Source organism: Neptunomonas japonica JAMM 1380 (assembly GCF_016592555.1).
GTDB classification, from domain to species: Bacteria; Pseudomonadota; Gammaproteobacteria; order Pseudomonadales; family Balneatricaceae; genus Neptunomonas; species Neptunomonas japonica_A.
In genome coordinates, this window is the sequence record NZ_AP014546.1 from 2,399,338 (window position 1) to 2,412,734 (window position 13,397).

The 13,397-nt window shown below is 41.2% G+C and carries 13 protein-coding genes; 4 read left to right on the plus strand and 9 right to left on the minus strand.

The genetic code is table 11. The annotated features are described in order from the left end of the window. Nucleotides 1-19: 19 nt before the first annotated feature. From NEJAP_RS11285 to NEJAP_RS11305, 5 genes are all read right to left on the minus strand, one after another. Nucleotides 20-1,468 carry an efflux RND transporter periplasmic adaptor subunit gene (locus NEJAP_RS11285; RefSeq protein ID WP_201347344.1) on the minus strand — a complete coding sequence of 483 codons (1,449 nt, stop codon included), beginning with the start codon at nucleotides 1,466-1,468 and terminating at the stop codon, nucleotides 20-22. A 62-nt stretch (nucleotides 1,469-1,530) separates the two neighbouring features. Further along, nucleotides 1,531-3,657 carry a hypothetical protein gene (locus NEJAP_RS11290; RefSeq protein WP_201347345.1) on the minus strand — a complete coding sequence of 709 codons (2,127 nt, stop codon included), beginning with the start codon at nucleotides 3,655-3,657 and terminating at the stop codon, nucleotides 1,531-1,533. Then, the gene (locus NEJAP_RS11295) at nucleotides 3,654-4,484 is read right to left on the minus strand and encodes an efflux RND transporter periplasmic adaptor subunit (RefSeq protein WP_201347346.1); all 831 of its coding nucleotides are present in this window, start codon (nucleotides 4,482-4,484) and stop codon (nucleotides 3,654-3,656) included. Before NEJAP_RS11295 ends, NEJAP_RS11290 begins: the two co-directional genes overlap by 4 nt. Continuing rightward, nucleotides 4,436-5,329, minus strand: a complete 894-nt coding sequence (locus NEJAP_RS11300; protein ID WP_201347347.1) for a hypothetical protein — start codon at nucleotides 5,327-5,329, stop codon at nucleotides 4,436-4,438. Before NEJAP_RS11300 ends, NEJAP_RS11295 begins: the two co-directional genes overlap by 49 nt. Nucleotides 5,330-5,458: 129 nt before the next feature. Continuing rightward, entirely contained in the window at nucleotides 5,459-6,073 is a 615-nt protein-coding gene (locus tag NEJAP_RS11305) for a flavin reductase family protein (protein WP_201347348.1), read from the minus strand. 242 nt (nucleotides 6,074-6,315) lie between these two features. On the opposite strand from NEJAP_RS11305, the gene NEJAP_RS11310 reads away from it, so the two are divergent. After that, nucleotides 6,316-6,591: a hypothetical protein gene (locus tag NEJAP_RS11310; protein ID WP_201347349.1), complete on the plus strand. Its 276-nt coding sequence runs from the start codon at nucleotides 6,316-6,318 to the stop codon at nucleotides 6,589-6,591. Between the two features lie 192 nt (nucleotides 6,592-6,783). Here the strand turns inward: NEJAP_RS11310 and NEJAP_RS11315 are convergent, their stop codons facing one another. Further along, entirely contained in the window at nucleotides 6,784-7,713 is a 930-nt protein-coding gene (locus NEJAP_RS11315; RefSeq protein ID WP_201347350.1) for an electron transfer flavoprotein subunit alpha/FixB family protein, read from the minus strand. After that, entirely contained in the window at nucleotides 7,713-8,462 is a 750-nt protein-coding gene (locus NEJAP_RS11320) for an electron transfer flavoprotein subunit beta/FixA family protein (RefSeq protein WP_201347351.1), read from the minus strand. The genes NEJAP_RS11315 and NEJAP_RS11320 overlap by 1 nt, the downstream gene beginning before the upstream one ends. Before the next feature lie 260 nt (nucleotides 8,463-8,722). Here NEJAP_RS11320 and NEJAP_RS11325 point away from each other — a divergent pair, with 260 nt between their 5' ends. From NEJAP_RS11325 to NEJAP_RS11335, 3 genes are all read left to right on the plus strand, one after another. Continuing rightward, entirely contained in the window at nucleotides 8,723-10,360 is a 1,638-nt protein-coding gene (locus NEJAP_RS11325; protein WP_236591141.1) for an electron transfer flavoprotein-ubiquinone oxidoreductase, read from the plus strand. Nucleotides 10,361-10,536: 176 nt separating this feature from the next. Further along, nucleotides 10,537-10,860 carry an MGMT family protein gene (locus NEJAP_RS11330; RefSeq protein WP_201347353.1) on the plus strand — a complete coding sequence of 108 codons (324 nt, stop codon included), beginning with the start codon at nucleotides 10,537-10,539 and terminating at the stop codon, nucleotides 10,858-10,860. A gap of 80 nt (nucleotides 10,861-10,940) precedes the next feature. Continuing rightward, entirely contained in the window at nucleotides 10,941-12,080 is a 1,140-nt protein-coding gene (locus NEJAP_RS11335; RefSeq protein ID WP_201347354.1) for a sensor domain-containing diguanylate cyclase, read from the plus strand. Here NEJAP_RS11335 and NEJAP_RS11340 read toward each other — a convergent pair. Next, nucleotides 12,070-12,618, minus strand: coding sequence for a hemerythrin domain-containing protein (locus tag NEJAP_RS11340; protein ID WP_201347355.1), 549 nt, complete (start codon nucleotides 12,616-12,618; stop codon nucleotides 12,070-12,072). The genes NEJAP_RS11335 and NEJAP_RS11340 overlap by 11 nt on opposite strands. 179 nt (nucleotides 12,619-12,797) lie before the next feature. After that, nucleotides 12,798-13,394 carry an HAD family hydrolase gene (locus tag NEJAP_RS11345; protein ID WP_201347356.1) on the minus strand — a complete coding sequence of 199 codons (597 nt, stop codon included), beginning with the start codon at nucleotides 13,392-13,394 and terminating at the stop codon, nucleotides 12,798-12,800. Between the last annotated feature and the right edge of the window lie 3 nt (nucleotides 13,395-13,397).

Consider the following 13,397-nt stretch of genomic DNA (forward strand, 5'->3'; position numbering starts at 1 on the left):
ATCCGCCCATTTCCCTTTGCTAGTTATAAACATCCGTTATTTGATCAAGCATAGTGGCGACCCTTGACCCGGCTATTTCATCAACATCCAGCCATAGACTGGCTTTTTCTTGGCGCCGAGTAATAACTTCGCTGCGGATACCTTTTCCAGTTAGGCTTTTTTGTCTGTTATTTGCCATTTCGGGCCCGTTATATGCACCAAAAGATAAGCGCCCGTTATAGCTTCTACGAGGCAGTATCATCATACCGTTAACACCCCGTTGGCCAAACTCCATCATTAATTGTCGCTTGGATTGCTCATAGCCCTCAGCAAGTAAGACTAAATACCCTTTAATAACAGACAAATCCTCAACGCGGCGGGTAAATACATAGCCATGCTTCGTTAAAACCTCAGCTGCATTGAGTAATATAGACTCATCTTTAAAGGGCCCAAATGAATACGCTTGTAAAACGTCGGCATTAACAGGCAATTCATTTACAACAACGAGCTCTTTTTGAGTAGGTTGATTGTTTGGTATTAACAACTCAGCTTTGGAAACTAACTGACTGTTAACATCAGAGTATTTAGGCTCTTTGTCGATAGTATGTGTTTTTACAGCAGGAGGAGCCGCTGAAACAGCGCCTGTATTACTTTGCACCTCAACGGTTTGATCAGGTATTGAAGAGTTCAGCTTTAAAACACACTTCATTCCCGCAGGTATCTTATTCTCAGGGTTGTCTATGGTTAATCGAACACCAAAGGTACCACTAGCCGTATCACCAACAGGGTCAATGATAATAACTTTAGCTTGCAGCTCATTATTTGGGGCTAATTCGGAAAAAACCCCACCCAGCATATTATTTTGAACTTGCCCATAATGCTCCATGGGTAAAACAGCTTCTACATGTAATGGGTTTAGCTGCACCAACCGCATCACGGGTTGATCTTCTATGTATTCGCCTTCCGTTTTATATACCTGCGCGACAACACCATCCAGCGGTGAGTAGACTTTTTTTTCTTCAAGGTGAGCCATAGCTCTTGCAAGCTCAAACTGACGTGTTCTCAACGTATCTTTTGCTTGCTTAAGCCTCCAATAAGTCACTTTTTCTAGACGTGCCGCTTCATCTTTATTTTGGACTGAGGTTAAGTTCTTCTGTTTTAAATCGTTAACTCTACGGCTTTGTAAGCGGTCATATTTAAGATTAACTTCCTCGGCAGAAATCTCAGCGCTCATTGCTGCACGTACACGTGAAAGTTCGACATTGGCCTGTTCAACACGGGAATCCAGTTCAGCCAATAACTCCCCATTACGCACTACACCGCTACGCTCAGCATAAAGCGTTTTAATAACACCAGAAACAGCGGCACTAATATCTACTGTTTTACTGGGCACAATAACGCAATCTACAGCAGGAAAAATTGTTTCAGCCAGTGTAAGATGTGAAAAACAAGCCGCTAACACAACCGGAACTACAAAGCGTACTTTCATTCATTAACCTTTTTAATTTTCATCAGAACCAGTCATTTACTGATATTAAGCATAGTCTAATTTTAGTAGTTCTCATTAAAATTGCGTGACCAGTTCGCCTCAAACCAAGAGACAAATCTGCTCAGAAAACTGCTTTCGTTAAACACAAACTTCAACTGTGCTGTTGCTGGCTTATGACTAACATGACTCTCTTGAATAACGCTTACCTGAACAACAAAATTATTACGCATTGCCTTGGTACCGCTACGGTCGCTGCCATCAACAGCTATATCCCCACCTTCTAGGCTACCTAGGTAGCGTGAAGGTAATTGATCACTGGCAGCAGGAACAATACTCAGCAGTTCCCCACGATAGACAACACCCGGGGTTGAAGTGAGCACCACCGATATATGAGATAGTTGTTGACGAATATTATCGATATCAATCTGATCAACAATTACCGTCACCACCAAAGGCGTCTGATCATGAACCATACCAACTACGGCACCTTTTTTTACAAAGCTCCCCTGAGCATCTTGTAACCTTGGGCTTACAAATACCCCTTCACTCTCAGCAACTATCTCCAATTTATTCAACTGCTTCTCAGCCTCTAACAGCTCTAGAAACATCCCCTTACGCTGATCAAAAAGATCGGCTGCTGTCAGCAAATCTTTAACACGTACTTCATCATAACGAGCTGTTAACTCCTCAATATCAATCTTTAGATCAGAAACTTTATTCGATAAACTTGAATTTTCCATTCGCAATATTTTTTGCCCTGCAACCACGTGGCCACCATGGCGAACAAATACATGCGTGATAACACCCTCTTGACCTGCTCTTAATTGCTGCGATTCGTTTAAGAGGACCACTCCAGAAGGAGAAATTCCATATTGGAACTTCATGGCCATACCCAAGATAAAACAAACGCCGATACTTCCTAAAAGCACCGTAAAAAACCAACCTATTCTTTTCTCTCTTTTTGCTAATTTATACGTACCCACAAAACCACGAAAAAGCGGTAGCAACATTTGCTGGACTACAACCCATGCAGCCAATAAAACCCCAAAAACAAAAAACTTTGAACCCAAATAAAATACAATAAACAAACTAATAAAAATTCTATACGGAATAGCTAAAACCCCATATAAGAGCAACCATTTATATTCAAATTTAGCTATATAGTCAGTTTTCTTTGTTAATTTAAGAACATGTTTTATGAATAAACTACCAACAAGCTGTCTAGAACGGTTATTTAGATTAACAATAGATAAAACATCTGACAGCACATAGTATCCATCGAATTTCATTAGTGGATTAAGGTTAAATACCAATGCTGAAAAGCTGCCAATAAATGCTATGTCAAATAAAATGTCCGAAACTATCCCCACGTTATCAGAATAACACCACGCGACCCAAGCAATCATCGCTAAAAGCAACTCTACCAACATACCCGACAATCCGACTAATACTCTTTGGTACTTATCAGAAAAAAGGTAGCTAGAAGATGTATTTATATACGGCAAGGGCATTAAGACTAGAAAAATGATTCCGCACTCTTTCGACTCACCACCAAAATGCTTCAAAGTAAGGCCATGCCCTATTTCATGTAGTGCCTTTAAAACTGGATATATAAAGAGCATACAAAAAATATTGATTGGATCAAAAAATCGCGTATCCCAATGGTAGCTCACTTCACTAGCATGAGTTGGTATTAATGAAAGACTATAAAAAAACAAAACCGCATAAAAAAATAAAAAATATTTATTTAATAAAACATCTCCGACCACTGACAAAAAATCTAGTAATCTATTCGGATCAAACAGTGGAACTTTAATGGCCATAGGTTGTTTTAAATTTTTAATCCAGTGTTTTTTTTCTAATTCTTTTCCGTCCTCATAAAGAATACCCATGCTTAATAACTTAAGAATAACAGGAGAAATGTCATCTTTATTTAAACAACCATCCTTAAAATTATTATCCTCTATTGCCTCATGTAAAACTTCTGATAATTTCTTACAGCCGTCAAATAACTTTATAAAATTTATTACATTTTTATTACAACGAAAATAATGTATCTTCTCACTATCAGAAACAACAAACCAAGAACCTTCAGTCGTTTCTTGTTCAATATATTTCATTTGTAAATCAGCATGAAAAACAGTGCCCATTAAGTAATCAATACTTATTACTGTATCGACTTCACTCACAACCAAAACTTCCACACAATAATACGTAGCCAGTCAACAAAATGGTGAGATAGCACCCATGCTAATGAATAGCTACCTACATTAATACGAGCAACGCCCTCCATACCTGGGCGCAATAGTGTTAAAGAGTTCTCGGCTAATGTCGCTTCAGCCAAGTAGACGATCTTACTCCCTGCTTCAGAGAAAAGTGGAGAAGGCTTTAATAGCAACACATTAAAAGCAGTACCAGGAAGCGCTGACAATTTAAGTACGCCATTTTGGCCCTCTTTTATAAAGCGAATATCAGACTCTTGGACCTTTAGCATAACGCGATATTGATTTAATGGAGCCACTTGAAACAACAGATCTCCTGTTCCTACAGGAGCCCCCAAATCACGACTCAAATCTCCTGAAATAATGACCCCTGAAATTGGCGATGTTAATGAGGTTTTATTAAGTTTTAGTTCAATTTGCTTACGCTGCGCAGAAGCTTTCTTAAGCTTAGCCTTATATACATTTGAACGTCCGTAATCACGCTCCGCCAACGCTTTACGATAGCCCTTTTCATATTCTTGCTGCAGGCTGTTGACCTTAATAACATCGAGCCTAAGCTGCTGATCATCTAGCTCAGCAATAACACTACCCTTATCAACGCTATCACCCGCTTTTAATGCTGTAGATTTAATAAAGCTATCAAAGGGTGCCACTATAGACTTTTGAATCTTTCCTTCTATCCCAGCCGTAACGGGTATTTTATAACTTATCGGGATGCATAAAACGCCAAATACCACCAACGCAGCTATGCTAAAGCGTTTAATTTTAGGAACATCAAATTTAGCCTCATCCAACAACCGCTGTTTTTTTGTATTTTATTTTTCACTAATAATTTTTTTGACACTAATAGCAAAGAACAACACTGTTCCAATAAATGCTTGATCTCATCGCCTATGGCAGCTTCATCAAATAATTGGTCAACAGAAAAAAAAGCAATCAACTGCAAGCCATCAACACGTATGCTAAACACCCGATAAGAGGCTCCATTAGCGGTGCTTTTCAGCAGTTCTTCAAGAGCAGGGATAGACTCAAGTGCTTGACCGTTTCGAACGTCTAATGTTTCTAATACACTCGTAAAATCAAGCGACTGTAAATGTTTTTTAAATGGAATATCTTCAACACCATAAGATTCCACTAAAATGCATTCATCGGAATACATCATTAATTGGCAGCTATTCAAAGCATAATGCTCTGCGAGGTATCTAGACGCAGTCTTCAGCAGTGCATGTTGCTCAGGAGCAGATAAAAAGCTATTTAAGAGAGGTTGATGGGCTATGTGACTGCTCAGCATTTGAGACTTAAAAAGCTCTGTCAGCCAGCGTACTGACCAATTTATCAATCGTTTAATTGGCTCGACCGCATCGGGGGCAACATGAATGTTTAACGCAAGCACTGCCACTTGGTTTCCCGATACTTCTATTGGAGATATAACCGTTAGTGTAGGGGCGGTATAAAAAGTGACGAGCGAGCCACGCTCGGCGGCAAACTCCAAGTTTTCCATCAACTGTTTATCAGGCTGATCTGAATTTGGCCAACTGTCGAAGGCGTTAACTTCACCGTCTATGTATTTAAAAATGGCACTGCGTGTCTCTGGTACCATCTGACATACTAGGTCTAACCACTGCATATAAAGGGACAAATTAACTACTCACCTTTCTACAAAATACTTTATACATTCAAGTTAACTATAGTTGAAGCCCGCGCAACTACTGTATCTAAAACGCTTTATTTGCAATTAATTAAACATCAATTATAAAGACGATAAATTTCAGCTAGGCCTTGGTATATTGAGAACCTCTCCTAAAGTAGCGTACTCACTTCCGCCTAAGCGACTTATTGGGTCAACTGCAGCAGCATTGACTTCTAAGCGCCCCTTATCATTAGTCGCTGCTATTTTGCCATCCAACCAAACCTTCTCAATTACCCCAAAAACCAAATGCTGGCCATTATTGCCCATGGTTTTTTCTTCATAAAAACGACAGCACATAGCTATCTTGGGACCTATAACTCTTGGTAAGGAAAAACCTGCAACATCAGCGGTTTCTAAACCACATAAATCAATTTCAGACTCCCCCTCCTCTAATATAGCTGAACTTTTCGTCACGGCAGACGCCATGTCAGAGCTAGCAATATGGATAATAAAATTGCCACGCTCGAGTATATTTGTGTAAGTATCTTTCTCTGATCCATTCGGCTTCTTACCTACCGAAATCATCATGATAGGTGGATCGCTACAAACAGCAGAAAAATAAGAAAATGGTGCTAAGTTATACTTTCCATTTTGATGCTCAGTCAATACCCATGCTACCGGCCTGGGTATAATGATCTGTGTCAATACATGGTAAACAGAATTCATACTCATTAAGTCTAAGTCTAGTACCACAAAGCACCTCCGCAACAATCTAATAAATCATTTTTTTCAATAATTTAGAACGATTTTTTTGTTTTAATTTGCACTTGCAACATGAATACCCAAACATATAAATCCTTAATTGTATGAATATTAATACTCTTGACATTATAGATTAGATAGGCTCCATGAGAATATACTAATATTGACTTTTCAGAGGAGCGAGCCTACAGACCTAGCTCGCTAACCCATCGATTAACAATGGAGGATACACCATGTTAACTTATGAAGAATGCCTAGCGATGTGTGACGTAACACAAGACGAAGTATCAGCGATTGCTGAGCATGAGCATGTTGATCCGATAATTGCTTTAGCTATTGGTCAATATCTATGCTGCCATGAAGGTGAGCATATGATTAAGAAAATAATTATTGATGACATTAATCATGCCGAAAAAATTGGTAATATCGAGCATGCTGAAGTGCTGAGAAAAGTGTTGTCTCACTTTATAGCAACACACCCTGAAGGGGCTACTAGCGATGCCGCATAAGCCAGCACTTAATTACAAAGTTTGAAAACTGGCTGCTGTATTAGCGGCCAGTTCATCATAAACACACATTAATAAAAAAACCCGGACTAGCCGGGAAAAAAAGACCCGGATAAACCGGGCCACAAGCAAGAAAAGGGTGCGCAAATGACGCACCAAAAAGGCAAGGCCATGTCAGGCTTAACCAGAGGGAACCTAGAGCTGCTGTTCTAGCTGCGGAACGGCTTCAAAAAGATCCGCGACTAATCCATAATCAGCTACTTGGAAAATAGGGGCTTCTTCATCTTTATTAATAGCAACAATTACTTTTGAATCTTTCATTCCAGCTAAATGCTGAATTGCGCCCGATATGCCTACAGCAATATACAAGTCTGGAGCGACAATTTTTCCTGTCTGGCCAACTTGCATATCATTAGGTACAAATCCGGCATCTACAGCGGCACGTGAAGCACCTACAGCAGCACCTAACTTATCAGCAACCTTTTCAATAAGGGCGAAGTTCTCTCCATTACCCATACCACGACCACCCGATATAATAACGCTGGCCGATGTTAATTCAGGGCGGTCAGATTTCGCGATTTCAGCGCCAACAAACAAAGATGTTCCTGCATTTTTAGACAACTCAACTGACTGAATAGCAGCACTACCACCTTCAGCGTTCGCAGCATCAAACCCGGTAGTACGCACAGTAATAACTTTCGTTGCATCCAAAGACTGCACGGTAGCAATCGCATTACCCGCATAAATAGGTCTATCAAAGGTATCTGCACTATCGACTCGAACAATTTCAGAGATCTGAGCAACATCCATCAGAGCAGCTATACGCGGCATGAAATTTTTGCCTGACGTTGTCGCAGGAGCAACAATATGACTGTAATCTTTGCCTAGCTCGGGCACTAACAAAGAGATATTCTCAGCTAATTGATGCTCATATGCAGCATCATCAACTAAAACAACTTGGTCTACACCTTGAATTTTAGCGGCCTCATCTGCCACAGACTGACAAGCAGAACCGGCTACTAAGACGTGTACATCACCTCCCATCTGGGACGCAGCCGTTACTGTATTTAGCGTAGCTGACTTCAACTCGCTATTATCATGTTCAGCAATAACTAGAATAGCCATCAGATCACCTTCGCTTCATTCTTCAGTTTATCGACTAACTCCTCAACAGAAGCGACCTTAATACCTGCTTGGCGTTCTGCTGGAGGTGCTACTTTAACCAATCGAGTATGAGCTTTAACTTCCACACCTAGATCAGCTGGAGTTTTGACATCTAATGGTTTTTTCTTTGCTTTCATAATATTCGGCAAAGAGGCGTAGCGCGGCTCATTCAAACGCAAATCAGTTGTAACAATCGCGGGTAATGTCAGCGACACGGTTTGCAAACCACCATCAACCTCACGAATCACCTGCGCTTTATCACCTTCGATTTTAACTTCTGAAGCGAATGTGCCTTGAGGATAACCGGTCAACGCCGCCAGCATCTGACCTGTTTGATTATTATCCGTGTCAATAGCCTGCTTACCCATAATGACTAATCCAGGCTTTTCTTCTGCAACAACCTTTTGCAACAATTTAGCAACCGTTAAGGACTCAAGAGCATCATCCGATTCAACTAGAATTGCACGATCGGCGCCCAAGGCTAAAGCCGTACGCAACTGCTCTTGGCACACCTTACTACCCAAAGAAACAACTACCACTTCATTAGCTATTCCGGCTTCTTTCAAGCGAACGGCTTCTTCCACAGCAATCTCACAAAAAGGATTCATTGCCATTTTGACATTGTTCAAATCAACATCACTATTATCAGACTTCACACGCACTTTTACGTTGTAGTCGATGACGCGCTTGACAGTTACCAGAACTTTCATTGCGGTTACCTTTTATTTTTAACTTAAAGATAAGTGCTTATAAACTCGCACAAGCACATAGGTATATTCCCCTATATTAACGATCTTCATCATTATTTCAAGCTAACTTCATTAATCTAAGGTCTAATTTGGTCAAAAATGAGTTTATAAAGATACGGGTTTTTACTTATAATATGAACAATAAAAAATGACGGCCTCCAATGGGAAGCCTGATACATATAAGTAATTGAGGGGAGAGACAAACCGTGGAACGCGAATCGATGGAATTTGATGTTGTCATCGTAGGCGCTGGGCCCGCTGGATTATCCGCAGCCTGTCGTTTTATGCAGATGGCAAATGAGCAAGAACAAGAACTCACTGTATGTGTCGTTGAGAAAGGCTCTGAAGTTGGCGCCCATATCCTGTCCGGTGCTGTCGTTGAATCGCGCGCTTTGGATGAACTTTTCCCGGATTGGAAAGAACGTGGCGCCCCGCTTAATACCGCTGTCACAGACGACGAGCTGTACCTGCTAAAAGATAATGAAAAAGCGACCAAGCTGCCGAATGCTTTTATTCCCAAAACCATGCATAACCACGGTAACTACATTGTTAGCTTGGGTAATCTGACACGCTGGTTAGGTGAGCAAGCAGAACAGCTAGGCGTTGAGATCTTCCCAGGATTTGCTGCATCTGAAGTCCTGTTTAATGACGATGGTAGCGTGAAAGGAATTGCCACCGGCGATATGGGCGTGGCTGAAGACGGTTCTGAAAAAGATGGTTACATGCCTGGTATGGAACTGCACGCTAAATACACCTTGTTTGCTGAAGGTTGTCGTGGCCATCTGGGTAAACAGCTTTACCAAACCTTTGGTTTGGATAAAGACGCGGATGCACAGCATTACGGTATCGGTATTAAAGAGCTGTGGGATATTGATCCTGCCAAGCATAAACCTGGTCTGGTGCTTCATGGCTCGGGCTGGCCGCTAGAAGGCGGCACCAGCGGTGGTTTCTTCCTTTACCATGCTGAAAACAACCAAGTGGTTGCTGGGTTAATTGTTGATCTTAACTATGCGAATCCCTATGTGAGCCCGTTTGATGAGTTCCAACGCCTCAAGCACCACCCGGTACTCAAACAGTATTTAGAAGGGGGTAAGCGTGTTTCTTACGGTGCGCGTGCCATTGCTAAAGGTGGCTTCAATGCCTTGCCCGAGATGACCTTCCCTGGTGGTCTCGTGATCGGTTGTAATGCCGGCACATTGAACTTTGCCAAGATCAAAGGTACTCATACGGCCATGAAGTCCGGCATGATTGCCGCCGAAAGTGTCTTTGAAGCCCTCAAAGCTGGCTGCACGGGTGGTAAACAGCTCGAAAGTTTCAATACGGCCTTTAAGGCCTCGTGGTTGCACGATGAGCTATATCGCTCACGCAACTTTGGCCCGGCCATGCATAAGTTTGGCCCCTACCTCGGTGGCGCGTTCAACTTTATTGACCAGAACATCTTCGGTGGTAAGTTGCCCATTACACTGCGTGATAATCATGAAGATTATGCACAAATGCGTCTGGCCAAAGAATTCACACCTATCGACTATCCGAAGCCCGATGGTGTGCTGAGCTTTGATAAACTGACGTCGGTGTTTCTCTCCAATACCAATCATGAAGAGAACCAGCCGTGCCACTTAGCACTCAAAGACAGCAGTGTACCGTTAGCGAAGAACCTTCCCTTATATGCAGAGCCTGCACAGCGTTATTGCCCGGCAGGGGTTTATGAAGTAGTTGAAGATGAGGCCGGTGAAACCAGCTTCCAGATCAACTCTCAGAACTGCGTACATTGCAAAACCTGTGATATTAAAGACCCGTCTCAGAATATCACTTGGGTGACGCCTGAAGGCGGTGGCGGTCCTAACTACCCTAATATGTAAGGTCGAATATATTTAGTTGCTTAGCAGACAAGTAACTATTCATAATGACATTTAGTACTAAAAAGCCCGGTTATCCGGGCTTTTTTATTATCACAACATCATGAATGATTGAAGCGTGGACTATAACCGCTTAAATTAAGACTAAGCTCTTAATATAAAATAAAAATAAACTCACTATGCCTATTAACAACAATACCGTAAGTTATGATGAAGCCATATGGACTGCCGTAGGCTACATCCCTAAGGGCAAAGTAGCTACATACGGCCAAATAGCTGCGATTGCTGGGTTCCCTAGAACAGCCCGGGCCGTTGGCCGAGCTTTATCTAAGCTACCAGAAGATACACAAATACCATGGTTTAGAGTTATCAATGCTAAAGGTGAAATTTCTTTCCCCATCGATAGTGATCGATATGATATCCAAAAACAGCATTTAGAAGAGGAACTGATCATCGTAAGAAATGGAAAAGTAGACTTAAAATCATATCGCTGGGAAATATAATTGGCTCTTTAGATAATTAATCCTTAAGCAATAGGTTTGAGGGTCGATAGCAAATATATCAAGTTCATTAGATGCAAAATATGGACAAAAAAACTCTCGAATCAGATAACGCAGAATTAAAACGTGCCCTTAGACTTACAGCAAAAAAAATAGAGCACGACGAAACCATTCTCAATCGCTTTTTTGATATTGAGCTACGTCTGCTTGCCTGCCATAAACTATCTGATCTTTTAGATATATTACTTAATCATTTCAGAAAAATTTTCAGATTATCTGCTGTATCAATTATACTTTTTGACCCCGAGCAGATTGCACGCGACTTACTAGAAGAGATTCCTGAAACCGATCGAGCCAGACTTAAGCTAGAGCCTGACCAGCGCCTTTTACGCCAGCTCTACCCTAACAGCAGATTACATGCCGGTGAAATAGACTTAAATACACGCAAAAAAATATTCCCTGATAACCCATATATTCTCAGTGTTGCGATGCTTCCTTTGATTCGCCAAAACTGCTTAATTGGAAGTCTACATCTAGGCGCTCAGGACATTCACCGTTATACCATCGATTACCGCTATGACTATCTAGCGCATCTTTCCTCAGTTATCTCAGTCTGTATAGAAAACTGTATTAATCATGAAAACTTACACCGTCTCAGCATTATCGACATGTTGACCAGCGCTCATAATAGACGTGCGTTTGATATGGAAATTGTGAAGGAAGTTACACGCTCAAACCGAAATAAAGAACCCCTAAGCTGCTTGTTTATCGATTTAGACCATTTCAAGAAAGTGAATGATATACACGGCCACCAAACCGGTGACCGAGTGCTAAGAACAATCGGACTTTTATTAAAACAGCTACTACGCAAAACAGATTTGGTAGCACGTTATGGTGGTGAGGAGTTTGCCATCCTTTTACCTAGTTGCGCACAACAGCAGGCAAGCATGGTTGCCGAAAATCTTCGTAGTAAAATTGCACTGCAAATTTTTCGTAGTGTAACGGGTACACCCTTTCGCATTACCACATCGCTCGGCTATTCTACCTACTTCCCCGAGCAAACTGAAAATGAAAAAGATCAAAAAAAACAAGCCGACTTGTTACTCCACAAATCAGACAAAGCACTATACGAAGCCAAACGAACAGGTAGAGATCGTGTTTGCTACCAGGGTTATTCTAACCACTCAACTAACACGACCAACACCGATAACGCTACGAGTTAATATCTCTCATCAACTCAACATATAATGCTTTATATTCTTCAGCTTGCTTCTCGCCAAACAGCGGATCCTCTTGAACAGGAAGCCCAGCTTCAACAGCACTCCAATCAGCATCGCTAGCCACTTGGCTAAGCACAGGAAACACCTTTGCCTCTTCAAAATCTAAGTGGTTTTTTTCATTGCGAACAAATTCTTCTAACTTTTCAATGAACTCATTCATCGGCATTACTGCATCATGTAAAATCCCATCAATGGACTCCAATAAAGCATGCGCATAGCCTTTTAAATTAGCATGGGCGTTTTCACACTCCTGCATCACCCCATCAAGTTTGCCATTTCGGCCTTTAAAAAAGGTAAACATTTTATCTTCTTTGGGATGATGATAACCCTCAGCGTATGTCGCTATATATCCAATAACATCCGCCATCAGCCCAAAATTTGGCTGTCCCCCGTCCTTTAACTTGATGATTTTCTTATCTAAAATATCAAGCAGCTTAATTAAATTAACATGATCTTGATGCAGCTCTGATACAACTGTCATGTCACCACCTCCTAATAATTGATATATACACTATAACCCAAGCACAATAGATTCTTTTGACAGAAATCAATGCTTCAGGACTTCAACGGCTTAAGGTGTATATAAAAAAATTTGATAATCTAGCGCGTCAAATAAACCATTACTGTAAAAACATACAGATCCGAGATTCTTCGATAAGTTCAAATGAGTGTTGCTAGCTGCGCAAGGGAGGTATAACGATAATCTGTTAGTTCTGGCCACTGAAGGTCATGATTGGTACTGATATGAGCAGTTTTACAGCCTGCTGCCCGACCCGCCATAAGATCATATTTATAATCACCAACCATGACGGAGTCTGTCGCCGGTACTCCCCAGAAAGAAAGTAGTTTATCTATCCCATGAGGATCAGGTTTTGGCAAGGCATCATCTCGTCCAATGATGCACGCTTCGTCAAAATACTCTGATAAATTTAATACAGATAGTGACAACTGCGTAAAAGCTTTGGTGTTACGCGTTACAATACCAAGCTGACATTTTTTCTCAGATAAGCTCTCAAGCAATGAATAAACGCCAGGTGCCGATTTAGCTTGTAAAGCATAAAAATGTTCCAATTGATCAAGGCGCTCAGTCTTTTTCTGACGTACTGATGGCGACAAATCAGCTAAGTGCTGCAAGATATCTTCATCTGGCGAAATCATTAACTCTTTTCTAATGTACTCAAAATCATGAACAGGTAGCGTGAGCGTCCCATCAAGATCAAAAATCCAATATTCACAGCATTTAAAAAAACTAGGCATGTG